At 38.5% G+C, this 24,821-nt stretch carries 24 protein-coding genes and 2 pseudogenes; 2 read left to right on the top strand and 24 right to left on the bottom strand.

Annotated features, from left to right (window positions below; all coding sequences use genetic code 11):
- Positions 1–25: 25 nt before the first annotated feature.
- The 3 genes from era to ybeY are packed head-to-tail and all read right to left on the bottom strand — an operon-like array spanning position 26 to position 1,815.
- On the bottom strand, positions 26–925 hold the full coding sequence (gene era / locus O3616_RS02420; protein WP_049488721.1) for a GTPase Era: 900 nt from the start codon (positions 923–925) through the stop codon (positions 26–28).
- A 16-nt stretch (positions 926–941) separates the two neighbouring features.
- Complete coding sequence (locus O3616_RS02415) at positions 942–1,337, bottom strand: diacylglycerol kinase family protein (RefSeq protein WP_000378166.1); 396 nt, start codon at positions 1,335–1,337, stop codon at positions 942–944.
- Positions 1,318–1,815 (bottom strand): rRNA maturation RNase YbeY, encoded by a 498-nt coding sequence (ybeY, locus tag O3616_RS02410; protein WP_371637992.1) that lies wholly within the window; start codon positions 1,813–1,815, stop codon positions 1,318–1,320. Before ybeY ends, O3616_RS02415 begins: the two co-directional genes overlap by 20 nt.
- Positions 1,816–1,919: 104 nt before the next feature.
- On the opposite strand from ybeY, the gene pavA reads away from it, so the two are divergent.
- On the top strand, positions 1,920–3,575 hold the full coding sequence (gene pavA / locus O3616_RS02405; RefSeq protein ID WP_049551531.1) for an Rqc2 family fibronectin-binding protein PavA: 1,656 nt from the start codon (positions 1,920–1,922) through the stop codon (positions 3,573–3,575).
- Positions 3,576–3,607: 32 nt separating this feature from the next.
- Here the strand turns inward: pavA and deoD are convergent, their stop codons facing one another.
- From deoD to O3616_RS02360, 9 genes and pseudogenes are all read right to left on the bottom strand, one after another.
- Positions 3,608–4,318, bottom strand: a complete 711-nt coding sequence (gene deoD / locus O3616_RS02400) for a purine-nucleoside phosphorylase (protein ID WP_000022097.1) — start codon at positions 4,316–4,318, stop codon at positions 3,608–3,610.
- A gap of 557 nt (positions 4,319–4,875) precedes the next feature.
- Positions 4,876–6,159, bottom strand: a complete 1,284-nt coding sequence (locus tag O3616_RS02395) for a chloride channel protein (protein WP_371637991.1) — start codon at positions 6,157–6,159, stop codon at positions 4,876–4,878.
- Between the two features lie 2 nt (positions 6,160–6,161).
- Positions 6,162–6,971: a purine-nucleoside phosphorylase gene (locus O3616_RS02390; RefSeq protein ID WP_084927483.1), complete on the bottom strand. Its 810-nt coding sequence runs from the start codon at positions 6,969–6,971 to the stop codon at positions 6,162–6,164.
- A pseudogene (locus O3616_RS02385) lies at positions 6,968–7,529 on the bottom strand (DUF1697 domain-containing protein). Before O3616_RS02385 ends, O3616_RS02390 begins: the two are co-directional and overlap by 4 nt.
- 1 nt (position 7,530) lies before the next feature.
- Positions 7,531–8,742, bottom strand: coding sequence for a phosphopentomutase (locus O3616_RS02380; protein ID WP_020902944.1), 1,212 nt, complete (start codon positions 8,740–8,742; stop codon positions 7,531–7,533).
- A 23-nt stretch (positions 8,743–8,765) separates the two neighbouring features.
- The gene (rpiA, locus tag O3616_RS02375) at positions 8,766–9,449 is read right to left on the bottom strand and encodes a ribose-5-phosphate isomerase RpiA (RefSeq protein ID WP_371637990.1); all 684 of its coding nucleotides are present in this window, start codon (positions 9,447–9,449) and stop codon (positions 8,766–8,768) included.
- Between the two features lie 105 nt (positions 9,450–9,554).
- Entirely contained in the window at positions 9,555–10,484 is a 930-nt protein-coding gene (locus O3616_RS02370; RefSeq protein WP_371637989.1) for a peptidase U32 family protein, read from the bottom strand.
- A gap of 126 nt (positions 10,485–10,610) precedes the next feature.
- Complete coding sequence (locus O3616_RS02365) at positions 10,611–11,291, bottom strand: ABC transporter ATP-binding protein (protein WP_070482735.1); 681 nt, start codon at positions 11,289–11,291, stop codon at positions 10,611–10,613.
- 13 nt (positions 11,292–11,304) lie between these two features.
- The gene (locus O3616_RS02360) at positions 11,305–12,360 is read right to left on the bottom strand and encodes an ABC transporter permease (protein WP_371637988.1); all 1,056 of its coding nucleotides are present in this window, start codon (positions 12,358–12,360) and stop codon (positions 11,305–11,307) included.
- A 358-nt stretch (positions 12,361–12,718) separates the two neighbouring features.
- Here O3616_RS02360 and O3616_RS02355 point away from each other — a divergent pair, with 358 nt between their 5' ends.
- Complete coding sequence (locus O3616_RS02355; protein WP_371637987.1) at positions 12,719–13,006, top strand: DUF3270 domain-containing protein; 288 nt, start codon at positions 12,719–12,721, stop codon at positions 13,004–13,006.
- A gap of 33 nt (positions 13,007–13,039) precedes the next feature.
- On the opposite strand, the gene ciaH is transcribed toward O3616_RS02355, so the two are convergent.
- The 12 genes and pseudogenes from ciaH to O3616_RS02295 form a co-directional block, all read right to left on the bottom strand.
- The gene (gene ciaH, locus O3616_RS02350; RefSeq protein ID WP_371637986.1) at positions 13,040–14,374 is read right to left on the bottom strand and encodes a two-component system sensor histidine kinase CiaH; all 1,335 of its coding nucleotides are present in this window, start codon (positions 14,372–14,374) and stop codon (positions 13,040–13,042) included.
- Entirely contained in the window at positions 14,364–15,038 is a 675-nt protein-coding gene (ciaR, locus tag O3616_RS02345) for a two-component system response regulator CiaR (protein WP_000590639.1), read from the bottom strand. The genes ciaH and ciaR overlap by 11 nt, the downstream gene beginning before the upstream one ends.
- A gap of 108 nt (positions 15,039–15,146) precedes the next feature.
- A complete protein-coding gene (locus tag O3616_RS02340) occupies positions 15,147–17,693 on the bottom strand; it encodes a M1 family metallopeptidase (RefSeq protein ID WP_371637985.1) in 2,547 nt (848 codons plus the stop codon).
- Between the two features lie 121 nt (positions 17,694–17,814).
- A complete protein-coding gene (locus O3616_RS02335; RefSeq protein ID WP_371637984.1) occupies positions 17,815–18,255 on the bottom strand; it encodes an ASCH domain-containing protein in 441 nt (146 codons plus the stop codon).
- The gene (locus O3616_RS02330) at positions 18,215–19,099 is read right to left on the bottom strand and encodes a putative PEP-binding protein (protein ID WP_371637983.1); all 885 of its coding nucleotides are present in this window, start codon (positions 19,097–19,099) and stop codon (positions 18,215–18,217) included. The genes O3616_RS02335 and O3616_RS02330 overlap by 41 nt, the downstream gene beginning before the upstream one ends.
- On the bottom strand, positions 19,077–19,577 hold the full coding sequence (locus O3616_RS02325; RefSeq protein ID WP_371637982.1) for an NUDIX hydrolase: 501 nt from the start codon (positions 19,575–19,577) through the stop codon (positions 19,077–19,079). Before O3616_RS02325 ends, O3616_RS02330 begins: the two co-directional genes overlap by 23 nt.
- A 43-nt stretch (positions 19,578–19,620) precedes the next feature.
- Entirely contained in the window at positions 19,621–21,651 is a 2,031-nt protein-coding gene (locus O3616_RS02320) for a hypothetical protein (RefSeq protein WP_371637981.1), read from the bottom strand.
- An 11-nt stretch (positions 21,652–21,662) separates the two neighbouring features.
- Positions 21,663–22,361: a 3-oxoacyl-ACP reductase gene (locus tag O3616_RS02315; protein ID WP_371637980.1), complete on the bottom strand. Its 699-nt coding sequence runs from the start codon at positions 22,359–22,361 to the stop codon at positions 21,663–21,665.
- Entirely contained in the window at positions 22,354–22,590 is a 237-nt protein-coding gene (locus O3616_RS02310; protein ID WP_033629908.1) for a DUF2829 domain-containing protein, read from the bottom strand. The genes O3616_RS02315 and O3616_RS02310 overlap by 8 nt, the downstream gene beginning before the upstream one ends.
- Before the next feature lie 115 nt (positions 22,591–22,705).
- A complete protein-coding gene (locus tag O3616_RS02305; RefSeq protein WP_371637979.1) occupies positions 22,706–23,521 on the bottom strand; it encodes an EbhA in 816 nt (271 codons plus the stop codon).
- A 113-nt stretch (positions 23,522–23,634) separates the two neighbouring features.
- A pseudogene (locus O3616_RS02300) lies at positions 23,635–24,537 on the bottom strand (DNA/RNA non-specific endonuclease); the annotation flags it as partial.
- A gap of 19 nt (positions 24,538–24,556) precedes the next feature.
- The gene (locus O3616_RS02295) at positions 24,557–24,685 is read right to left on the bottom strand and encodes a hypothetical protein (protein WP_371637977.1); all 129 of its coding nucleotides are present in this window, start codon (positions 24,683–24,685) and stop codon (positions 24,557–24,559) included.
- Between the last annotated feature and the right edge of the window lie 136 nt (positions 24,686–24,821).

Genomic DNA, 24,821 nt, shown 5'->3' with positions numbered 1-24,821 from the left:
GAAGCAGGCATGAGCCCACCTCTACTTAGTATTCTTTTTCATTATAGCCAAAGTCAGCCAAATCTAGCTTTTTATCGCGCCAATTTTTCTTGACCTTGACCCAGGTTTCTAGGAAGACCTTATCTCCTAGCATGAGTTCAATATCACGACGGGCCATGCTACCGATTTTCTTAAGCATAGCGCCACCTTTACCGATGATAATCCCTTTTTGGCTATCTCGCTCGACCATGATGGTTGCACGGATGTGAACCTTGTCTGTCTCTTCATCTCGTTTCATAGAATCCACAACTACTGCAACAGAGTGCGGAATCTCTTCACGAGTTAAGTGCAAGACTTTCTCGCGAACCATTTCTGAAACCAAGAAACGTTCTGGATGGTCTGTGATTTGATCAGACGGGAAATACTGGTAACCTTCGTCCAGATTTTCACTCAAAATATCAACTAAACGTGAGACATTATTTCCCTGAAGAGCTGAGATTGGAACGATTTCCTTAAAGTCCATTTGATTACGAAAATCATCAATCTGAGACAAAAGCTGGTCTGGATGAACCTTATCAATCTTGTTCACCACCAAAATCACAGGAACCTTGGCAGCCTTAAGACGCTCGATAATCATGTCGTCTCCCTTACCACGCGCTTCATCAGCAGGCACCATGAAAAGAACAGTATCCACTTCGCGAAGGGTACTGTAGGCAGACTCAACCATGAAATCTCCGAGAGCCGTTTTAGGTTTGTGAATCCCTGGTGTATCAATAAAGACGATTTGCTCCTTATCAGTCGTGTAAATTCCCATGATTTTGTTGCGCGTTGTCTGCGCCTTGTCACTCATGATGGCAATCTTTTGCCCCATGACGTGGTTTAAAAAGGTTGACTTCCCAACATTGGGACGTCCTAAAATGGCTACAAAGCCTGATTTAAAAGTCATAATTTCCTCTTACTGTTTAAAATAATAAATCCCAGATTCGTGGGAGAAAAATCAATGCGCCTGTTAAGGCTGCAAAAAGAGAGACTACTAATACCGCGCCAGCCGCCATATCCTTGGCATTTTTAGCCAGCATGGAAAAGTGATAGTGACTGGCCAAATCCACCACATTTTCAATAGCAGAATTGATAATTTCAAAGGCTACTACTAAGAAAATGCTCAATAGGAGAAAGAGCCATTCGATTCGTGACACCTGAAAAACAAAACCTGCAAGGATGACTACAAGAGCCGTCACTGCATGTTTTCGCATATTGCGTTCTTCCTTGATAGCAGTAAAAATTCCTGTGAGAGCAAATTCTAAACTGGATATCAGGTCACGATTTTTCCATTTTCGTTTATTGTCTTGTGAGTCCATAGGCTGTCAAAATTTCTTCTTGTAAACCGAACATCTCCGCTTCTTCTTCCGGAGTGTAGTGATCATAGCCGTTGATATGTAAAAAGCCGTGTACTGCCAAGAAGCCCATCTCACGCTCAAAGCTGTGGCCATATTCCTCAGCCTGCTCATGAGCCTTATCAATAGAGATGAACAGTTCTCCAATATAGGCATCAAACTCAGACATCATCTCTGCTAATTCTGGATTTTCAAGCAAATCCTCTTCGTCAAAGGCAATTTCCAACTCTGGTTTATACTCAAGGCTAATGACATCTGTCGGACGATCCGTGTCACGGTACTCCAGATTGAGTTCATGACTACGCTCATTGGTCACAAAAGTGACTGCCATCTCCTTGTCTTCTTTGCCTAATTTTTTGGCTGCATATTCCAAAATTTCTTGGGTTTGTTGCAACATTTCTTTTGAAACTTGACCAGTTTCATCTACCATTTCAATATACATGTGCTTCTCGTTTCTCTTTACTTGGCTTTATTATACCACATTTCCATGATTTTATTCTACCTTTTTGATATAATACTATGGAATACAATCACAAGGAGAGAACGATGTCATTTGACGGATTTTTTTTACACCACATGGTTGAGGAATTGCGAAGAGAGTTAGTGAATGGTCGCATCCAGAAAATCAATCAGCCTTTTGAACAAGAGTTGGTCTTGCAAATCCGTAGCAATCGCCAAAGTCATCGCCTGCTCCTTTCTGCCCATCCAGTTTTTGGACGCATTCAGCTGACCCAAACGACTTTTGAAAATCCAGCCCAACCTTCTACCTTTATCATGGTTTTGAGAAAATATTTGCAGGGTGCCCTGATTGAGTCGATCGAGCAAGTGGAAAATGACCGTATTGTGGAAATGACAGTTTCCAATAAAAACGAGATTGGGGACCATATTCAGGCTACCTTGATTATCGAAATTATGGGGAAACACAGTAATATTCTACTGGTTGATAAGAGCAGTCATAAAATTCTCGAAGTCATTAAACACGTCGGCTTTTCACAAAATAGCTACCGCACCTTGCTGCCTGGATCGACCTATATCGCTCCTCCGAGTACGGAATCACTCAATCCTTTTACTATCAAGGATGAAAAACTCTTTGAAATCCTGCAAACACAGGAAACGACAGCTAAAAACCTTCAAAGCCTCTTTCAAGGTCTGGGACGCGATACGGCAAATGAATTGGAAAGCATACTGGTTAGTGAAAAACTTTCCACTTTCCGTAACTTTTTCAATCAAGAAACCCAGCCATGCTTGACTGAGACTTCCTTCAGCCCAGTTCCTTTTGCAAATCAGGTGGGAGAACCTTTTACCAGTCTTTCTGATTTGTTGGACACCTACTATAAGGATAAGGCTGAGCGCGACCGCGTCAAACAGCAAGCCAGTGAACTCATTCGTCGTGTTGAAAATGAACTTCAAAAAAATCGTCATAAGCTTAAAAAACAAGAAAAAGAGTTACTGGCGACAGACAATGCTGAAGAATTTCGCCAAAAAGGAGAATTGCTAACAACCTTCCTCCACCAAGTGCCTAACGACCAAGACCAGGTTATCCTAGACAACTACTACACCAACCAACCTATCACGATTGCACTTGATAAGGCTCTGACTCCCAACCAGAATGCCCAACGCTATTTCAAACGCTATCAGAAATTAAAAGAAGCTGTCAAATACTTGACTGATCTGATTGAGGAAACCAAGGCAACCATTCTCTATCTGGAAAGTGTGGAGACCGTCCTCAACCAAGCTGGACTGGAAGAAATCGCTGAAATCCGCGAAGAATTAATCCAAACAGGTTTTATCCGCAGAAGACAGCGAGAGAAAATTCAGAAACGAAAAAAACCAGAACAGTATCTAGCAAGCGATGGCAAAACCATCATCTATGTCGGACGCAATAACCTGCAAAATGAGGAGCTAACCTTTAAAATGGCCCGCAAGGAGGAACTTTGGTTCCATGCCAAGGATATTCCTGGAAGCCATGTTGTCATCTCAGGAAATCTTGACCCATCTGATGAAGTCAAGACAGACGCGGCAGAACTAGCCGCCTACTTCTCTCAAGGTCGCCTTTCAAATCTGGTCCAGGTAGATATGATTGAAGTCAAGAAACTCAACAAACCAACTGGTGGCAAACCCGGTTTTGTCACTTACACAGGACAAAAGACCCTCCGTGTCACACCAGACCCAGAAAAAATTGCATCCATGAAAAAATCCTGATTTTACTTGAAATCAGGATTTTCTTTTACATTTTACTCTGCAATCAAGGTTTCTAATCCAACCTTCATCATATCGGTGAAGGTATTTTGGCGTTCTTCTGCAGTCGTGTCTTCATCTGGATTGACCAAGCTATCAGAGATAGTCATAATAGCTAGCGCATCAACATGGTGTTGAGCAGCAAGATAGTAAAGAGCTGCTGCTTCCATTTCCACAGCCTTGACTCCCCATTTACCAAGCTCGATATTCTTTTCAAAGTAGTTTGAGTAAAAAACATCAGATGACAAAACGTTCCCAACGTGGGTTGTCATACCAAGTTCTTTGGCAATATGGTAGGCCTTATCTAGTAAATCAAAACTAGCGATTTGTGGAAAATCGTACTGTGGCCAGTCATTACGGACGATGTTTGAGTTGGTTGCAGCTGCCTGCGCCAAAACCAATTCACGAACGTGGACATCTTCATTCAAAGAACCTGCAGTTCCCACACGAATCAATTTCTTCACACCGTAGTCAACAATCAACTCTCGCGCATAAATCGAAATCGATGGCATCCCCATCCCAGTTCCCATGACAGATACACGGTGGCCCTTGTAAGTACCAGTGTAACCAAACATGTTACGCACTTCGTTAAAACAAACAGCATCTTCAAGGAAATTCTCCGCAATAAACTTAGCACGAAGAGGATCCCCAGGAAGAAGAATTTTATCAGCAATTTCACCCTGCTGAGCAGCAATATGGATAGACATAATTTATGATTCAAAGAGCGACAAGAAAACGACTGAAAATTAGGAATCTGACGAGAAATCCTGATTTCTCAGTCAGATTATCTATTTTCCAAGTTTTCCGCTCGTGTTCAAATTAGAACACCTCACTCTACCTTTCTTTTTTTATATTCAGGATAGCGACAGAGAATAAAGTAAAAATAAGAAACTGATGACGCATCGCAGATGCTAAACAGTTTATCTTTTTTACACAGTTCTCCGCCCGTATTCAGTTCAGCAAATACGGTTTACCCATCCTTTCTTTCTTAATTTTGATGATATTGAGAAGATTAGACCGGCTTCAATTCAAAGCAGAACTCCCCTTCTCTTCTGAATTTTTAGAAAAGTTTTCCGTTCGTGTTCAAATTAGAACACGCGCTCTACCTTTCTTTTTTTATTTTTATATTTCATAGCTAGGAAAAATCGGATTCAATCAAGATTCCAATAGGCCTACTACATTTTTATTTAAAACAGTTATAAATAAATTGAGAGTTTTTTTAATCTTTTAAATCAAATCATTGACTAGAAGAAATGGGCATTTCCTACCTAGTTACTTTATTATTTGACTTCTGACACAGTATGTTAGCCCAAGAAAAACGGTCTAATATTTTTGCAAATTCATAGGCTAAAACAGCTGTTACTAAGAGATACGGAAGAGAATCTATACCTAGCCCAGTGAAACCTATAACTAATCCGGTTGCAGAAATGGGTGCCCTCAAGGTCACAGATAAAAAGCAAACAGATCCCAAAAGTAAAATGCTTGGCTGGCTATCCACACCTAGAATTATGCCCAAGAGAGCAGTTCCAGCCATCCCCAAGGCAAAAGATGGTGTAAGGGTACCACCATAGGCCCCTGCCCACAGAATAATAAGAACAACTAATGCTTTTAATATAAACAAAAGGAGTACTGTTTTGCCATTGCTACCATTCAATACTTCCTGAGCCATCATACGTCCATTTCCAAGTAGATGTGGAAAATAACTTGCTAATCCAATAAGAAAAAGAAAAGCTGTAGGCAATGTGAGAAGTACTCGTTTATCTTTTATTCTGTTTGAAGACGCTGCCTTACTTAAGCGACCAAAAAGCCAAGCTGGTGGGGTTAAGAAAAGAAGTAATAAGGGAATAATCCATATTTCCTTTAATGACCATGTGATCGATGGAATCTGGTAGAGAGCCTGATCTGAAATAACCAAGCCTGCTATATAGGTTGAGACATAAGTAGTCAAACCGACTAAGACAAATCGTTTAATAGATAGAGCAATTCCTAGGGTTTCAAAAACAAAGAAGACACTTGTTAATGGAACCTGATAAACAGCCGCTAAACCAGCACCAGCACCACAAGCAAGGAGAAAGATGCGATCCTTCATAGACAGTATACATATTTTTCCAATTGGTCCTGCAAATAGAGTTCCAATTTCTCGTGGTGCAGCTTCTTTGCCAATAGGGGCTCCCCCTCCAACTGCAATGATCTGCCAAATTGAATGAAATAGCTGTTTTAGAAAATGAAGCTTGTATTGTGAAGTCTCATCCTTCATCTGAGCTTTGATGGAATAAATCTTCGACCCTTTTTGCAAGAAATACCAGACCAAGGATGAACCAAGACCCACGATTATTAAACTTAGTCCTATCCGTAACGAGGAAACTCCATCTGTCAAAAATCCAGTATGATGCTCTGACTGACCAAAAGCCAGCTCCTCCACCATCTCTAAAAGATAATGGAGAAAAATACCAGATAAACCCGAAACTATTCCTTGTAGAATTACTGCTAGGAATAATCTAAAATTATAAGGAATCTTTCGAAAAATACTCCTCAATTCTATTAACATGATTACAATTCAGCAAGAATCGCTTTAAGCAAGCCTTTAAAGTCGCCTTTAACACGTTCAGTCACTTCTACAACTTCTTCGTGGTTGAGTTCTTCTTGGAATCCAGCCGCAAAGTTAGTGATACATGAAATTCCCAGAACTTTCAAGCCTGAGTGGGCTGCCACAATAACTTCAGGAACAGTCGACATACCAACTGCATCTGCTCCCAGCGTCTTATAAGCACGGATTTCTGCTGGTGTTTCATAAGTCGGACCAGTTACACCGATATAGACACCTTCATCAAGCTTGATACCAAGTTTTTTAGCCACTTCATGGGCAGTAGCACGGTATTCTGGTGTGTAGGCCTTAGACATATCTGGAAAACGAGGACCAAAATCATCCAAGTTTTCACCCATCAATGGGTTTTGCCCCGTCATGTTAATATGGTCTGAGATAGCCATCAAGGTACCAGGACCAAATCCAATACCGCCAGCAGCATTGGTTACAATAACACCTTCACATCCAAGAACTTTCATGACACGAACTGGGAAAGTCACGACTTCAAGAGGATTTCCTTCATAGAAATGGAAACGACCTTGAAGAGCCAAGACTTTTCGACCTGCAAGTTCTCCATATACCAATTTACCAGCGTGACCAACTACTGTAGAGCGGCCCCAGTTTGGAATCTCAGCATAGTCTACTACAACTGGATTTTCGATTTCTTCTGCAAGTTCTCCAAGCCCTGATCCAAGGATTAGACCGAACTCAGGTACTTGGATTCCCTTGTCTTTCAGGAAGGCAGCTGTTTCCTTGATTTTATCTAAAAATATCATTGTGTGTCTCCTTTATTAGTTTTTTAGCATTTGACCGATTTTGTCAAAAGTTTTAGCATTACGAATGGTGATTTGGCGGTAGAAAGGCATCTTGAGTAAGTATTTGTGATAGGCCGTTTCGTAGTACGATTCTTCGGAGTATTTTCCCCAGAAAATACCAAGTTTTCCAAAATGAACGACTTCATCTTCCAGTTCCAAACCGTTCACTTTCTCGATCACTTGATCCACATCCAAGCTCTCCGTGTAAAAGAGGACATCTTTTCGAGCTAGGTCTTTAGTCCACCATTTAGGTAGATTTTCAAGTTCCGCTTCATAGTCTTCCTGACTCAGCAAAGAAAAGCTCTGAATAAATGGATAATGGACTGCAAAGAAAGCCTCTAACTTTTCAACCAATCGGGCTTTGGGAGCTGTCGAAGTAAAGAAAATATTGCCACTGTTGATGTAGGTCTCAACCTTTTCCAGTCCCAACTCTGTCAGTTCTTGACGAAGTTGCGCCATGACAACTTTATTTTTCCCACCGACATTAATTCCCCGAACAAGTAAAGCATATCGCGTCATCTTATACCAATTTATCTAAGAAACTTTCCCCAATCATGGCAGTTTCAACACCAAAGTTATCGGCAATAGTCGCTGAGATATCTGCAAAATGTCCTACTGGAATAACACCATTGCCTTTAAAGGCAGGGCTGTAAGCCAAAAGTGGAATATATTCACGAGTGTGGTCTGTTCCTGCATAGGTTGGGTCATTTCCATGGTCAGCAGTAATCAAAAGAAGATCATTCTCTCTCATGGCTGCGATAATTTCAGGTAAGCGTTCATCAAACTCATGCAAGCAATCACGGTAGCCATGAGCATTACGACGGTGGCCGTATAGGGCATCAAAGTCCACCAAGTTTGTGAATGAGAATCCTTTTTCAAACTCAGCAAGGCCCATAGTCTTCAACAGTGTATCAATTCCGTGGCTATTTGACTTGTTATGGCCCATGTCGTGGTTGATACCAGCACCGTTAAAGATATCGTTGATTTTACCAACAGCGTAAGTATCGATACCAGCCTCATTCAATTTATCCAAAACAGTCGGTGCAAATGGAGATACTGCCAAGTCACGACGGTTTGCTGTACGAGTGAAGTTACCTGGCTCACCAACATATGGACGGGCAATGATGCGACCAAGAAGGGCAGGACGCTCAAGGGTAATCGAACGAGCGTACTCACAGATACGGTACAATTCATCCAGAGGAATGATGTCTTCGTGGGCAGCAATTTGCAAAACAGGGTCAGCTGAAGTATAGATAATCAACTCCCCAGTTTCCATTTGACGTGGTCCAAAATCATCGATAACAGCTGTTCCTGAGTAAGGTTTATTAGCTTCACGAATAACCTTACGTCCTGAAAATTCTTCAATTTTTGTCAAGATTTCTTCTGGGAATCCGTTCCAGAAAGTATCGAAAGGCTCGGTAATATTGAGTCCCATGATTTCCCAGTGACCAGTCATAGTATCCTTACCAAGGGATACTTCTTCCAATTTTGTTGCATAACCCGTTGGATTGCTTTCAGCTGGAACAGTCTTCAGAGGAGTTTCACGAGGAATATTTCCTAGACCGATTTTAGCCATGTTTGGCACATTCAAACCAACTGTTTTTGAAATGTGTCCTAGTGTGTCAGAAGCTCCATCTGGAACCCCTGCATTGACAAAGTTATTGGCATCTGGTGCAGCACCGATTCCTACAGAATCCAGTACCACCAAGTGAATACGATTAAATTTTGACATAGTGTATCTCCTTATTATGTTGATTAGTTTGCTTTTGTTGAAGTTAAAATCTGAACCCCGTCTCGTCCAGCAACGATTACCTTATCCACCATTTGATTAAATAAGCCGTGCTCCACGACACCAACGATATGGTCCAATTCTTGGCCAAAGGCAATTGGATCCTCGATGACATCCAAGGCCAAGTCAATGATAAAGTTCTGCATATCCGTCACAAAACGTTGGCCGTCTTTTTCACGGAAACTTGGTTTGTAGCCAGCTCGCTCAAAACGACGAAAGACCTGTTCTGCACCATACTGAACTACTTCTACAGGCAGTTTAAAAGCGCCCAATTTCTCAACTAGTTTGCTTTCGTCTACCACCCAAATATATTCTTTTGAGGGCGTTGCCACAACCTTCTCCATGAGAAGGGCACCACCACCACCTTTGATTCCGTTAAACTGGCTATCCACTTCATCTGCCCCGTCAACCGTCACATCAACCAAGTCTACTTGGTCAATAGACTTGAGCGGTATACTAAGCCCTTCAGCCTGTTTACTAGTCACACTAGAAGTCGTTACAGCTGTAATCTGTAACCCTTCTTCCTTAATACGACGACCGATTTCTTCTACAAAATAATAGGCAGTAGACCCCGTTCCTAGTCCGACTACCATGCCATCATTGACAAACTCAGCAGCCTTGATACCTGCCATTTTTTTCAGATTTTCCACTCAAACACCTCCATTAAAGAGCTACTTTTATTATAACATGTATCCTTTTTTATTTCATGGATACACTAGAAAAACCCGAACATTTTTATTTCGGGTTTTGATGTCCTATTTAACCATATCAGGATCGTAATCATAGAATCCTGTATCAAGGAAACGGTTTTTAGGGTGTAACTTGCGCACTTCTTCATCTAGCAAGAAGGCTTGGTCATGGCTAAAGTTGCCCTCTTGAATCAAGCTACGCGCTTGGATAAAGAGTTTTGCAATCTCAACAAAGTTCTGACCAGGTGTATAGAGACCTTCTAGTTTCCAGTGAGTAAAACCATGCTCTACCAATTCTGTCAATTTTGTCATCAAATCAAGGTCATTGTTTGCAAAAATGTGGGTACCATGATTGTCTTCAAAAATGGAATAGTGACTCTCTGGGTCACTTGGCTCAGCCAAGAAGAGGTCACGCTTGCGAGTCTTTTCATCATCGATATGCGTAAAGTTATAGTAGTTTTGCAAGAGTGGACGTTTAGAATGATGGATGACACTAGCACCGTAAACCAAAACTTCAGCAGGAATTTCCAAAATCTCTGGCATTTTAAAGAGTTCAGCAGATGGAATTTCACGCGCCAAAACAGCCTCAGATGCGCCAGCCTTTTGTCCCCAGAAGTTAATCTGACGACTACTTGTCACCATAGTTGAAGCATCATAGACGGTCTTAAATGAATAACCATCGCGGTTGACTACGTAAAAGACACCTGCATCCCCAATCGTAATGTAGTCTGTCTTGATTTCTTCCAAAAAGTCTAAGAAAGGCTTGATACGGTCCATCATATCTTGGTGCATGAGGGCGTTGACCGCAACAATCAATTCCTTACCAGCTTCATGAACCAACTTAGCGATTTCACGCAATTGGTCATAACTAAAGGTTGTTGGCAGACGAAGGCCAAAATCTTTCTCACCAACATAGATACGGTCTACGCCAACTTCGAGCAGTTGTTTAACTTGTTCAATACTTTCAGCAGTTGCTGTAATGATAATCTTTTCCATAAGAAAAATTATACCATATTTCTGGAAAATCAGCTATGAATACTAGGAATTTTCTAAAAAGGCAAAGTCATTTTTTAAGGTTTGCAATCAAAAAGTGAACAGTAACTAGCACTGTCCACTCTCATTTTATGCAAGTGATTTTTCAACTAGGTGACCATCATTCATGACATAAATACGGTCAACCTTATCAAGAAGACGTGTATCATGTGTAATCATGACAACTCCTCTTCCTTGTTCATGGGCAATGGCCGACAACATCTCCGTAACTTGGTAGGCACGCTCGGTATCCAGACTGGCTGTTGGCTCATCGGCAAGCACAATGCTTGGATTGTTATAGAGGGCTCTAGCAATCGCAGCTCGTTGACGTTCTCCACCTGATAGAGCCTTGGGATACTGATCTTGTACTTTTTCCAAATCCAACAAGTCAAAAAGTTCTTTCCGGTCACTTTTACTATTTTTTCCCTTATCCAGTCTGTCAATCAAATCCAGCTGTTCCTTGACCGTTAGAAAAGGAATTAAGTTTGACGCCTGGAGAATGAAACCAAATTCTCTAAAACGGAGGTCTGTTTTCTCCTTCTCCGTCAAATTGCCTGTTTCCTTACCCTTAACTAAAATCTTTCCACTCGACGCTTCCTGAAGTTGTCCTAGAGTCGTTAGAAAGGTCGTCTTTCCAGAACCTGAAGGCCCAACGATAGCCACGAACTCTCCTGCATTTAGCTGAAAATTCGTCTCATGTAGAGCTACGACTTTCATCTTTCCTTCCCCGTACGTTTTTGTCACTTGAGTCATTTCAATCAATGCTGTCATACTATTCTCCTTATCATTCTGCAATCGCAGTAATCGGGTTCACCTTTAGCAAGCGTGGAAGTGAAATGACACCACCTAGCATGGCCATCAAACAAATCACCAAGCTTAGGACAGAGTAAGCTATCCAGCTTGGGTAGAAAAAGAAGGTAGCTGGTAAAAACAAAATCACTCCTCCGATAGCTAGCAAGGCTAGAGAAATTCCCATACCAGCTAGGAAGAAGATTTGACAGAAAAGAGACCATACAATGGTTTTGATCTGTATTCCCTGAGCCCGCATTATTCCATAAAGTCCTAGTTTTTGTATGGTAATGATATAAACAAATATACCCACAATCAAGCCTGTGATGACAATCATAGCAAGAATCATCCCTGAAAATACATTAACTTGAGGTGTGTAACCAGGAATTTTCGATATCATTTTTGGAGTAGAAATCTGTTTCAGTCCATCACCAGCCACTTCTATATCATTTTTCAATACCAAGGCAGAGATGGATTTATTAGATTTTAAAGTTCCTTGTAAGGTCCAATAAGTTGTCAAACTCGTAAATACAACTGGCTCAGTAAAAAACTTATTTCCTTTAGTCAGCCCTACAATCTTGTAACTTACTTCGCTTCCATTGAGCTGAATGGCATCACCCAACTTCATTCCATAGTTTTCAAAGGACTGATCTACGACCACCTCATCATCCCCTTCAGGATAACGGCCCTCCGTCAAACTAGGAGAGATAAAAGCGTCCCACTCTTGAGCAAAGATGGAAACATTGACCTTTTCACTATCATCGACTAGATTAGTCACAGCAAACATATACCCTAGTGGAGCAGCCTCTTTAGAACTCTTATCCTTGTAGTCCTTTTCAGGAATAAAAGATGCTGTCAAATTATCATTTGCGTAGTCAGATAAAACCACACCCGTCGCTTGCCAATTATCAATAGCGGCTCGGTTGTTTAGCACAAGACCAAGAGCTAGACTGGTCATAAAAAAGACCATAAAAGCGATAAGAAAAATAGTAGTTAGAATCAAACTATATCGAAGTTTGTTTCGTAATATTTCTTTGATAGCAAGATACATGCTTATCTCCTTTAACTTTTCCAAGAGGTATCAATTAGACACCTCACTACTACAAAAATAGGAGACAGAAAATCTGTCTCTGTATTCAAAACAAATCTCACTAATCAAATTAAATAAAATAAAGAAAATAAGGAAATAATTTTCCTAAAAATGAATCAATTGGTAGCTCTATTTTCTTAGTAATATAATCAATTATGAATATTAATAAGTATTGAGTGTCTATCCATCCTATCATTTTCACATTATAGTGTCAAGAAAAGTGATTTTGAAAAGGGACTTTATTCTTATTGTAACCTTTCTGTAATAATTCTCTGCTGAAAAAATGATAAAATAGGTATGTACTGTTAAGGAGAGAATAATGCCCGTAAGAAAATTACAATCCTATGAGGTAGAGTATCAAGAAGAATTAAGCCAACAGGTTCCTCGCTATCAAGATTATACACCTGAAGCGCAATCTGATGCCAATCTCAAGGAAATCCTATTTTTTGTTAATATCGCTGTTTTTTGTATCTGTATTGCTATCTTTAGTTTTGTCTTTTTAGCATTAAAATTATCAACTGCTCTTGCCTTTACCGCAGCAATCGGAGCCAGCTTACTTGTCTTAAAAGTTCAACGATCTATTATCAAACGAAAACGTAGAAGATAAATCCAAAATATCGCCCCAGCTGGAGCGATATTTTTATTTTTTCTTTTTAGATGGTGTGTGGATGGCAATCTTCACTTCAAAGATTGTTCCCTTTGGTTTATTATCTTTAACAGTAATGGTTCCTTTTAGCGCATCTACAATTTGCTTGGCTAGGGATAAACCTAAACCAAAACCACCTTTTTGGCGGGTTCTAGCCTTATCAACTCGATAAAATCTATCAAAAATTTTCTTCTTATCTTCTGCTGAAATACCGACTCCATTGTCAGAAACTAACAAATAAAGATTACGATCAGTCGCTGAAATCATAAAATCAATTTCACCATCCTCCTCAGTATATTTGATAGCATTATCAAATAGGATGGTCATCAGTTGTTTCAAAAGAAGTTGATCTGTGACAATTGTTCGATGGATACGATTTTCAAAACGGAAGACACGGTCATTTTCCGAAGCAATCATCTCATAGTTTGTGAAAGTCGTATTGAAAAAGCTAGTTGGAACTTCTGCAAGTTCCGGCTTAATCCCATCATCTCTACGAGCTAAATTCAACAAGTTCGTCGTCAAAAACCGCATATTTCGGACTTCTTCCAAACTCGATGCAATGCTTTCGCTCACATCCATAATGGTTGCTTCTGGCTTACGAAAAAGGGTTTCTAAACGATTTTGCAAAACAGCAAGTGGAGTTCGTAACTCATGACTGGCATTTTCCACAAAGGACTGCTGCTTCTGCATGCTCTCAAGCAGGGGCCGAACACTGACCCTAGCTAGATAGAGACTGGCAAGTAAAGACAAAATCCAGAAACTTGCCATCACGACCACAATCAATTGCTCATGCTTTTGACTGGCTTGCTCCAACTGACTGGTATTAATCAAGACAGCTGCATACTTGATATTGGTTGAAACCGAACTGATATTGGTTTCCATCAAAATCATGCGATAGATTTCTTCCTGTCCATAGCTATTAAAAACCTGAATTTGATAGATATGGCCTAATTCTTTTTTCTCCAGTTTAATCTTATCCAAGCCCAAAAATCGGTTTCCAGAAAGGAGTTGGGTAAAATTCTTATCAAAGAGAATGACTTCTGTGTTAGAACTGACATTGGGTTTTATCTCCGTCTTGCTAGCATCTGTAGCGGCATTCTCTAAATCTTTAATCTCTTCTGTCGCCCTATTTACTGCCAGCTGAATAACTGCTTGAGGATTATTACTCAAACCATGTAGCGTATCATCCACCGAAGTATAGAGACTCGAATGCATGACCTGCAAAATAATCAGAGTCATGGTAGAGAAAATCAGAGTGAAGACACCAAAGTTGCGGATAAAATAACTAAAGTCATCCGCATACCATGTTTTTTTTAGTTTACTGAACATCTTTTAAAATATACCCAACACTACGCAAGGTTTGCAAATTCTCTGCAAAAGTGGTTCCTTTTAATTTCTTACGGACTTTTGAAACATAGACTTCGACAACCGAAATCGTTGTGTCACTATCAAATCCCCATAGACGATCAAAAATCTGAGTCTTGGGCAAAATAACATTTTGATTTTGAAGGAAATAGACTAATAAATCAAACTCTTTCCCCAGCAATTCGACAGGAGTATCTTCAACCTTAACGGTATTTGTTGACAAATTAACCACAATATTTCCATAAGTCAAGGTGTTTTCATTAAACTTGCCTGAACGTTTGAGCAGGGCTTGAATTCTCATTTTGAGTTCTTCTAGGTAGAAAGGTTTGGTCAGATAATCATCTGCTCCCAGTTCAAATCCATGTCCCTTGTCATCCAAACTTTCCTTGGCAGTCATGATCAGAACTGGAGTCGTAATCCCCTTTTCACGCAATTCTTTCAAGACTTGGAAGCCATTTTTTTCAGGCAGCATCAAATCGAGCAAAATCAAGTCATAGACGCCACTCTCAGCTTCGTAGAGACCTTCTTCTCCATCAAATACCTGCATGACATCTGCAAAATCGTCTAAAAAGTCAAATACTGAATTTGACAGACCTAGGTCATCCTCAACCAATAAGATTTTTATCATGAGAAACTCCTCCTTATTAAAACCATTATACCAAATTTGCCTTAAAAAAAACTCAACTCTCTACATTTTACATGAGAAAGCTGAGTTTTCTTTTTATTTTAGGCTTATTTATGCGTTTCCGTATTGAAGAACGACTGCTTCCACTGCAGCTTTTTCACGGTTAATCAAGTCAACACGCGCTGCAATTTCCTTGATTCCCATACCGATGTTACGGCTAAGAGCAAGGTCAGAAAGTTGTGGCTCAAAGAATTCCTTGTACTCTGCCAAACGTTGCTGAGTCTTAAATACGTGAGCAGGAAGGATAACAAAGCTATCAAAGCTCATATCTCCACCAAGAGCTGCCTTAATCCAAGCCCAGTTTTCACGAGCCCAAGACCATGCTGTTTCCTGAGTTGCTTGATGGCTTAAGAACTGGAAGTACCAAGCAGACAAGTCTTGTGGTTTGACCACAAATTTGTCCTTCCAAGAAGCAATCAAGTTTTGGATATTATCCGCATCTGTACTGTATGCAAGAGCAGCTGCCAACTGGCGTTTAAAGACAGCATCTGTTGCGTGAGTGTAAGTATCAAGATAAAGTGCTAACAAGTCTTTAGTCTCATGATGTTTCATCTCATTGATCAGAACTTGTGAGCGAATAGCTGCTGGAAGTCCTGCAAGATTCTCCTTGTGAGCCGCGAAGATTTGGCTAGCGACTTGACTAGCTTCTGCATCATTTGAGCGAATCATCATAGAAACAGCCAACTGACGAACCAACTCATCCTCATCTGATTCGCCATCTTTAGCTTCAAAACCAAGACGGTCATAGTTGTGACGAGCCAATTTAGCAACCAAGGCTTTGAAGGCTCTTTCAGCTTCTGTTCCTTCATCTATAAAGCGCTCAAGAGCAGATATTACTTGAGAAACAGCTGAAACGACAAGGTAAGATTCTTCTTTAGCGAGTTTATCAAGTACTGGAAGCAAGTCTGCATAAGAAATGTGCCCTGCTTCAGCAAGCAAGCGACGTTCTTGGACGATTTGCAGTTTACTTGTATTATCAAGCTCAACTAGGTCAGCAAGAATAGCATCTAGCAAGTCTCCTTGATAGTCTGTAATGTAGTGAGCTGTATTTTCAGTATTGAGACGAAGAGCTCCTTCATTTTCAGCAAGAAGGGCTGCGTAGCCAGGGATTTCGATGCTTTCAGTTTCGAGTGTATCAGGCAAGCCTTTCCAGTTGCTGTTTAGTGGCACAACCCAGAGACGGTTCTTGTCTTCGTGCTCACCGATAAAGAATTGTTTTTGTGAGATCTTCAAGACATCATTTTCAACTTTGACAGTGAGAACTGGGTAACCAGGTTGTTCCAACCAAGAATCCATGAAGGCTGCGACATCACGTCCAGACGCTTGACCAAGAGCATCCCAAAGGTCACGACCAATTGTATTGCTGTATTGATGTTTTTCAAAGTAGGCATGCAAACCTTTGGCAAAATCAGCATCACCTAGCCAACGACGAAGCATATGCATGAGGCGACTTCCTTTGGCATAGACTATAGCTCCGTCAAAGAGCGTATTGATTTCATCTGGATGTTTCACTTCGACGTGAACAGATTGAACACCATCAGTCGCATCACGTTTCAAGGCAGACGGAACACCACCTGTTTGGAAATCTTCAAAGATATTCCAGCTTGGTTCAATAGCATCCACACAGACGTACTCCATCATGTTGGCAAAGCTTTCATTGAGCCAAAGGTCATCCCACCATTTCATAGTAACGAGGTTCCCAAACCATTGGTGAGCCAATTCATGGGCCACAACTAGGGCAACTTGTTGACGGCTAGCAAATGTTGAGTTTTCATCCACAACCAAGTAAACTTCACGGTAGGTCACAAGCCCCCAGTTTTCCATAGCACCAGCTGAGAAGTCAGGAAGGGCGATGTGGAGAGATTGAGGGATTGGGTATTTAACTCCATAGTAATCTTCGTAAAACTCGATAGAGCGAACAGCGATATCCAGTGAGAAATCAAGGTTTGATAGTGGATGAGCTTTGGTTGAATAAACACCTACGAGGGTACCGTTTTTAGTTTTAGCCGTCACACCTTGCAAATCACCAGCAACAAAGGCCAACAAGTAAGAAGACATGCGAGGTGTTGTCTCAAACTTCCAGATACCTGTTTCCTTACGGTTTTCAACATCAATCTCAGGCATGTTAGACAAGGCCAATTCACCTTCTGCTTGGTCAAAACGTAGAGAGAGGTCAAAAGTTGCTTTGGCTTCTGGCTCATCCACACATGGGAAGGCTTCACGCGCAAAATGGCTCTCGAATTGAGTTGACAAGACCTCCTTCTTAACTCCATCAACTGTGTAATAAGAAGGGTAAATCCCTGTCATGTTGTCTGTAATTTTTCCTGAGAAAGCGATAACCACTTCAACTTGACCAGCTTCCGCAAGTTCAAAATGAAGGGCTTCATTGTCATGGTCAACTGTAAATGGGCGAGCTTGACCTGCAACTTCTACAGAAGCGATTTCCAAATCTTTTTGGTGAAGGGAAATACGGTCACTCTGTGCTTGACCACTAATAGTCACCTTTCCTGAAAAAGTCTTGGTCTCACGACTCAAGTCTAAAAATAAATCATAATGTTCAGGAACAAATTGCTTAATAAAATGTTCAACTGCTTGCATAGTTTTCTCCTATCTAAGTTTAAGAGCTAGAGCTCTTCTTCAAACAAACTTATTATATCATGTTTTGCTTAAGAAAAAAGGATTGGACGGTCATTTCCAAAACTTTCTTCCTTCTATCTGTTTACAGAGGGTAGACCTTGCGAAATTCTTCTAAAACAACCTTGCTGTCAGGTGTAAAAGTCAATCCTGCTTCTCTCAACCACTCGGCGAAACAATCCTCATGAACCTGCCGCCAATAGGTCAGAGATTTGTCTCCCTCACCTTCCTTATAGGCATGTTGCTCAGAAACTTGATTAAAGGACTGAACGGAAACCCTTGTAATTTCGACAATGCAGACAGCCTGATTTTGACTGTCTAAAATGACATCAAAAGTTCCTTCTTGTGGAAGGGGCTCGTCTTCTAGTGCGTAGAGGTCGTAGGCCGAGGCGGTTGCAGTCTTTTCGCCTCTTAAAACCAAATCTGCTAAAAGGTCTGGTTCCACTCCAAAAGCCCAAGCATCGATTTCATCTCCTATAGAGGGGTTAATTTTCTTGTATGCATTCCACATTTCCTGCGGTGTCATGGGTGCTCCTTTGTAATTTTTTACTCACTTCTTTTATACGTTTGAGATGGTCTGGATGAACAATCTCTAAATTAAAAATATCTGGAATAGAACTGTAGTGGATAATGCATTTGATGCCCATCTGATTCATTTTTTGTATGAAAGAATCATTCAGATAGCCTGCTACAGCAAAGTCAATCTTTTTCATCCTTGCTTTATCCTGCATATCTCTTAGCATGTCTAACATAATTGGACTTTCCATATCATGCCATTGACTGTTTCTCACAGTGGCAAAAATAAAAGAAGTCAAATCATTCATTCCAACTATAATCTTTGAAATACCCGTTTCCAGTATTCTGTCCAAGTCAAAATAAGCTGACGGCAATTCAATCATTGTGCCGATTTTCCCAGTAAAACCATGCTCACGCAATACTGTAATAGCTTGCTTTAATTGGTCGGCATCATTAACAAAAGGAAAGATAACAGATAGATTGGGATTGTTTTGATAAACTTCTGTAACGACATATGCTTCAGCCTGAAATTCATCCGGACACGCCAATAAACGCCTAGTCCCTCTATAACCAAACAAAGGATGACGTTCGTCAAAATGCTGTTTAGTTCCCTCTAAACAATTGGATTCTGTATTCGTTAATTCTGAAAAACGATACCAGACCTCCTCATCTGAGTACAAGGAACAAATAGTGTGTAGATAATCTTTTACAAATTGCTGACAACTTGGTAACAGGATGTTTTGATTGAGCTCTCTCAACAAATATTCCCCACGAATCATACCTACGTGGTGCAATAACTGAGGATAAATTTTTTCAAGAATTTTTTCGCCACTAAGGGCTAGTTGGTTTCTCATCATTCACCTTCCAATTCATATACAAAGTCTTGTCCAATTCTGGAAATCCTAATAATTCAGACTTAACCTTCAATACTAATGGCGATGCATTTTCTTCTGTGATTTTTTGAATATCCATCCAAACATATCCCAGTGAATCATTAACACCATCAGAGATAGTTTCAGAAATATTCACTTGAGATGCCTTCTCGTTTATCTCAATATCATACAATGCCATGATATGGTGAAGCATAAAATTTATTAACTCTTCCCTGACAAAAACATCGTAGATTCGAGGATTGGAGTAGCTTCTAACGGTAAATCCCGTCTCTTCCATAACTTCTCTAATCAGCGTTTCCGTCAGTCCTTCACCAAGTTGCTGACTGCCACCAGGTAAATCATACCGATATTGATAAGGTCCTCTCGTTTTTTCAATGCAGAGTAACTTCCCATTTTCAAAGCAAACAGCGTAGACTCCAAAGTGTTTTTTGATTTCCATATCCTAATCCCATTTAATTCGTGATGAAACAATAATAATTGTTCTACTTAGAAATATCTACATTTAACTGCAATAAAATCTTTTCTAGATCATGATAATTGACGCTCTGTATAAAATTTATCGAAGCTATAAAATCATTTTCCACGATAATCAAATACTTTATTTTCTTCATACTAGAATCATTATAAATAGTAAATCTAGTTAAGCTCCCAAAAGTTTTTTTACTATAACATACTCCTTCATCTTCAAAATTCTTTATTATATCATCCATATTTGAAGTAATTTGAATATGGGTGTATATAAAACTATTATTAAAATCATTAAGTTTAAATTTAACAAAAAACACATCTTTTAAACTACCATAAAAAATTGGATCAATTAAATCTTGATTTATAAAAATTTTATCATTCGAAATTCCTGATACTTTTAAAGCCCCATATAAATTACTACAACGATCAACATATAAATAGGCGGTATCATTAAAATTTAATATTTTTTTATCACTGTAATAAGTTATTTTATCTTTGTACGAATCTTTATATATATTAAAATCATACGGTATACTATGCTCTTGATTAACATACAATCTATCATTTTTTATCATTATTTGATCATTTTCAAAAGAAAATGTAGATTCTTTAATCTTATAATAGTATCCTTCAACATATGACTTTTCAACAATCGAATTAAGATGTAAGAAACCTGAAACTAAAACAACTATCAACATTAAATATATGAAAATACCCATCATCAAATCTTTTAAATTATTATTTTTCCCCTTTTTAACATCAAAATATTTTGACGAGTTATACTTTACTAAGCTTTTTAGATAGTTATTCAAAGAAATTTTATAACTATCCAATACATCTTGTTTAGAAAATAATTTAGCCTGCTTTCCTTTGACAAAGTAAATATTATTCCCTATAACTATAATAGTAGGATGACTGGCAATTTTTCCTTTACTAATTCCATAATAATAGCCGCTGCTCCTAATATATTTCAAACTTTTAAATTTTTTAGATAGGACGAAAGTAAGTAATTTCTGAGCTATATATTCTGCAAAAACAAATATAAGAATAAAAGACACAAACCTTAATATGAATTGAATTGAATATTGATTTCTTAATGGCGAAGCTGGTGAATTAAAAATTTTATGTTGTTCAACTTTTTCTATAAAAGACAAAAATATGTAAATCAATGGTAAAAACAATAAAAATATTGTATAGTTTTTTAATTTTTTGTATTCTTTCCAACTAAACTTATCATAGTTTAAAAATTCGGTAATAGTTTTGATTTCTCTCCTATCAAAAATAAAAAGTCCAAAACTTGAAAGTGTGGTAATAGCAACCCATGAAATCATTGAGTTTTGTGATATCCCAGTATTCGCTATAAGATAAATAATAGGGATTTCAGGAATTATTATAGTAAATATATTTGTTTCATCTCTTCTATCAAAATACCTATTTGCAGCTAACGATATTAGAGTTACTATATATAAAGAGAGTATCAGAATATAAATATTTTGAAAATCTGATCTGATATCCTCTGAATTTAGCATATAATCTCCCACTATTATGGCATAGAATATAAGACTTATAATATATATTACGACAAATAAATAATTTTTATTCTTTTTAGAATATTGGTTTTTTTTATAATCTATCCATGTCCTTCTGAATAATTCCAGAAATAATTGATTACTATTTAAAATTTCTTTTTTTCTACCAGCTAAAAAATATGACTGTAAAATCGTGTAAAATAATATCCCTGCTAAATATATAATGTTATAGCTACTCAAACAACTCTTTATTGGGAAAAAATTTATTATCAATAATAAAGAAAAATTAATCTCATATAATATTTCTATTATGGTAGCAGTCCAACTATAATATTTTTTACAAAGAAATATATTTATAATAAAAATCACAAGAAATAAAATGATTCCTATGGTAATATTAAAAAAAACACACATTCCACATATTGCAAATAATATTATAAATGAAAAATAAAACTTGTTTTTAGCTAGATAAGAGGTAAGGGACTTTAATCTAGTTATAAAATCTATCTTTTTCAATAAATCTCCTCCTACTTCAAAGACCAGCCGCCATCTATTGTCAGAATTTGACCCTGCATGGCAGATGCCTTTCCACTGGCCAAAAAGAGACTGACTTCTGCCACTTCTTCTGGTTCAATCCAGCGTTTGATTGGTGTTTCACTAGCAACCCAGTCAGCCAATCCACCTGGCTCAAAATCTGCAGCGGTCATAGCTGTCTTGACTGCTCCTGGAGCGATACCAAAGACCTGAATCCCAGCTTCAGCATAGTCTAGAGCCAACTGCTTAGTAAAGCCTCCCAAGGCGTGCTTCGAAGAAGTATAGGCATGTCCGCCGCCACCTGCTAGACTCGAAGCGATGGAGCACATATTGATAATGGTCCCTTTTTTATTCTCCAGCATTTGTGTCAAGTAATAGCGAGTCAACTCAACAGGAGTCATATAGTTAATTTCAAAAATCTCTTGAATTTCCTGCGCTGTCTGTTCCAAAAGTGGTTTATAATCATCCAAAACTCCAGCAGTATTGCACAAAACATCCACCTGAGGACACCAGTCAAAAATAGGCTCCAAGTCCAAGGTCAAATCTCTCTGTAAAAAGTGAAAATCACCCTCTAAGAGTGGATTTTCACCTTGGTCAACTCCATAAACTTGATAGTCATTCTCTAAAAAGAGTCGAGCCTGAGCCAGACCAATCCCTGAACTCACTCCTGTAATGAGTACACGTTTAGTCATTCACTTCTACCCAATCCGTCGCCAAAACATCACAAGGTGTCGGACTCCACATGGAAAAACCTTCCCCTTCTCCAGACACGTTGATTAGGAAATAAGGTGTCACTTCAAGTGCAACCCCGTTTTGTTCAATAGTATCAAAAAGTTGGACATAGTTTTCCGCACCTCCCCAACCAGTTCGTACATATTTTTTCTTAGCCTTTAAGCCAGGCAGCATTTCTTCAAATGTCATGTTATTCTCCTTTAATATCAATAATTCTTCCCTTCATTATAACAAAAAAACCGCTTTAAAACGGCTTTTTGACTGTATATTAGTTAAATAAACTAATAGCTATCCAATTTTTAAATTATTTAAGTTCAATCAGTTTATTATAAATTTTTTCAGTTAACTCTTTCTGCTGCGTTCCAGTTAAATAGTGTGATGTACGAATTAAAACTGTTCCATAAACATAGTGTGAACCAGGATTTAAAGCAGTACCATCAAATGCGCTAATATATGTGTTTCGTTTCTCAGCTTCTTCTTTTGTCTTATACACCTCTACATTTCCACCAGCATCATTTCCTTTCTGAACAATATCAGATCCCTCTACTGAATGTGTAACTTGATTGTCAACAAAATATACAGACGCTGTATACCCACCTTGTTTATTCAATTTATTATTTGGATCGTTATTTTCAGTAACAGACTGTACTCCTGTAATTGAAGAAATTTCTTTGAGTCTTTCTTCAACAAAAGTATTAGATGGATTTGTAATTTGTTTTAGCTGAAGAATACTATTTTGATAAAGAGTCTGTTTGTCAGATAAATTTTTTATTGTTTCACTATAGTCCACTGACTTGCTTAATTCTTCTATTTGCTCCTCAATCTTAGCAGTTGATTTCTCCATTTCTGGTACTTTTCGAAGCGAATTCTGACTATCTTCAATTGCTTTTTTTAATTCTTCTAATTTTTTTGAATCCAATGGCTCTTCGCCACTATCAATTACCTTCTCAGCCTCAGCTATTTGGTTTTCAACCTCTTTATTTTTTTCTTGTAAATCTTTGACTATATCTTCAAACTTAGTTACAGCAGATCTGTAGGGGACATAAGATAAGAAATAGTATCCAAGACCAGAAATTCCTAATATCAGACACATTGACAATATAATTATTTTTTTCTTCATATTAATCTCCAAAAAATATTTAATATCTCCATAATTCTACTATATTACCCCAAAACACGCAACAAAAAACCGCTTTGCAACGGTTTTTTGACTGTATATCTACTAAATTTTTCCTACCACTGCAATCCAGCTGCTTTAATTTCTTTCTTAGAGGCATACTTGCCATTTGGTTTATGCCATCTTCCTCTGGAATCTTTGAAATAACCACCTGAATTTGCTGATTGCGTGTTTGATTCCTGACTCTCTTCCTTTTCTTGTTCTGCTTGACGAGCCTTTTCTTCCTCTTCTTTCGCCTTCTTCTCAGCTTCTGCTTTTTCCTCAGCTTCTTTTTTAGCCTTTTCCTCAGCTTCTTTTTTAGCTTTTTCTTCTGCCTCTTTCTTAGCTTTTTCCTCCGCACTTTCTACAGTATTTTTTGCTGTTCCATCCAAATAGTTAATTTCTGCATTAGGCGAAACATTATCTAAAATGACATGGGTCACAGAATACTTATCAATCTTTTCCTTACTGCTCTCCAATTTAATTTCCAAGAGTTTACCATTTTCATCAATACCTACATACTGCAACTCGATTTTTCTTGGAATCAACTCACCTTCTTGATAAATTGGCGTCACCTTGTAATCAAGATAGTAGTTTGGATGATTAGCGAGCCATGAATCTAAGCGATTTTCATAGTAAAGCATACTACTCTGGTTGAGTTCATCAGTCCCAGAATAATTTCCAGCATTGAGCCAGTTAGTCATAGGAACTAAATTTCTCTTTTCATCATTCAGACCACTAAACTGATAACCAATCAAATGACCTCTACTCATCAACCATGCTTCTTTCGTTCCATCACCATAAAAGAATTTATAGTTGTGCCAACCAACTGGATCATAGGTCAACTTTGTTTCTCTCTTATCAGTCGGTTCATCACTATCCTTGAGCTGAATATGAGCCCCCGTCGCACGATTTTTAGAATCCAGTTTTCCAAGTTCAAGCTATTTTTTATTTTTAAAGGGCAGTAAACCAGCTTCTTTAAACAACTTTTTATCAAACTTAGCTTTTTTTCTGTTCCACTTTTGCTTCTGAAACTTTTGTCTCTTTATTATGACCAGAACAAGCCACCAAAGTAAAGACTGATAAAAAGGCTAGACTCGCATAAACCAACTTCTTCATATTTAACATCTTTTTAATATCCTTTAGTATTTTTATTCCATTTTACTATAATAAACCAAAATACTCAACAAAATATTATATTATAATTATTTTTGTATAAGAAAAACCGCTTTAAAACGGCTTTTTGACTATACTTCACTCCATT

This window comes from Streptococcus sp. 27098_8_86 (assembly GCF_041432595.1).
Lineage (GTDB): Bacteria > Bacillota > Bacilli > Lactobacillales > Streptococcaceae > Streptococcus > Streptococcus pneumoniae_F.
The sequence above is the reverse complement of the archived record's forward strand: the minus strand, read 5'-3'. Positions and strand labels throughout refer to the sequence as shown.

What these genes read in the sequence shown, in the direction of transcription:
- ciaR (WP_000590639.1), bottom strand. Translation starts at nt 15,038, where the DNA reads ATGATAAAAATCTTATTGGTTGAGGATGACCTAGGTCTGTCAAATTCA.
- O3616_RS02330 (WP_371637983.1), bottom strand. Translation starts at nt 19,099, where the DNA reads ATGAGAAACCAACTAGCCCTTAGTGGCGAAAAAATTCTTGAAAAAATT.
- O3616_RS02360 (WP_371637988.1), bottom strand. Translation starts at nt 12,360, where the DNA reads ATGTATCTTGCTATCAAAGAAATATTACGAAACAAACTTCGATATAGT.
- O3616_RS02310 (WP_033629908.1), bottom strand. Translation starts at nt 22,590, where the DNA reads ATGACATTTGAAGAAATGCTGCCTGGCTTAAAGGCTAAGAAAAAATAT.
- O3616_RS02335 (WP_371637984.1), bottom strand. Translation starts at nt 18,255, where the DNA reads ATGACACCGCAGGAAATGTGGAATGCATACAAGAAAATTAACCCCTCT.
- ciaH (WP_371637986.1), bottom strand. Translation starts at nt 14,374, where the DNA reads ATGTTCAGTAAACTAAAAAAAACATGGTATGCGGATGACTTTAGTTAT.
- O3616_RS02355 (WP_371637987.1), top strand. Translation starts at nt 12,719, where the DNA reads ATGCCCGTAAGAAAATTACAATCCTATGAGGTAGAGTATCAAGAAGAA.
- O3616_RS02295 (WP_371637977.1), bottom strand. Translation starts at nt 24,685, where the DNA reads ATGTTAAATATGAAGAAGTTGGTTTATGCGAGTCTAGCCTTTTTATCA.
- O3616_RS02380 (WP_020902944.1), bottom strand. Translation starts at nt 8,742, where the DNA reads ATGTCAAAATTTAATCGTATTCACTTGGTGGTACTGGATTCTGTAGGA.
- O3616_RS02415 (WP_000378166.1), bottom strand. Translation starts at nt 1,337, where the DNA reads ATGGACTCACAAGACAATAAACGAAAATGGAAAAATCGTGACCTGATA.
- O3616_RS02305 (WP_371637979.1), bottom strand. Translation starts at nt 23,521, where the DNA reads ATGAAGAAAAAAATAATTATATTGTCAATGTGTCTGATATTAGGAATT.
- O3616_RS02315 (WP_371637980.1), bottom strand. Translation starts at nt 22,361, where the DNA reads ATGACTAAACGTGTACTCATTACAGGAGTGAGTTCAGGGATTGGTCTG.
- O3616_RS02370 (WP_371637989.1), bottom strand. Translation starts at nt 10,484, where the DNA reads ATGGAAAAGATTATCATTACAGCAACTGCTGAAAGTATTGAACAAGTT.
- deoD (WP_000022097.1), bottom strand. Translation starts at nt 4,318, where the DNA reads ATGTCTATCCATATTGCTGCTCAGCAGGGTGAAATTGCTGATAAAATT.
- pavA (WP_049551531.1), top strand. Translation starts at nt 1,920, where the DNA reads ATGTCATTTGACGGATTTTTTTTACACCACATGGTTGAGGAATTGCGA.
- ybeY (WP_371637992.1), bottom strand. Translation starts at nt 1,815, where the DNA reads ATGTATATTGAAATGGTAGATGAAACTGGTCAAGTTTCAAAAGAAATG.
- O3616_RS02390 (WP_084927483.1), bottom strand. Translation starts at nt 6,971, where the DNA reads ATGATATTTTTAGATAAAATCAAGGAAACAGCTGCCTTCCTGAAAGAC.
- O3616_RS02365 (WP_070482735.1), bottom strand. Translation starts at nt 11,291, where the DNA reads ATGACAGCATTGATTGAAATGACTCAAGTGACAAAAACGTACGGGGAA.
- O3616_RS02395 (WP_371637991.1), bottom strand. Translation starts at nt 6,159, where the DNA reads ATGTTAATAGAATTGAGGAGTATTTTTCGAAAGATTCCTTATAATTTT.
- O3616_RS02325 (WP_371637982.1), bottom strand. Translation starts at nt 19,577, where the DNA reads ATGGAAATCAAAAAACACTTTGGAGTCTACGCTGTTTGCTTTGAAAAT.
- O3616_RS02340 (WP_371637985.1), bottom strand. Translation starts at nt 17,693, where the DNA reads ATGCAAGCAGTTGAACATTTTATTAAGCAATTTGTTCCTGAACATTAT.
- era (WP_049488721.1), bottom strand. Translation starts at nt 925, where the DNA reads ATGACTTTTAAATCAGGCTTTGTAGCCATTTTAGGACGTCCCAATGTT.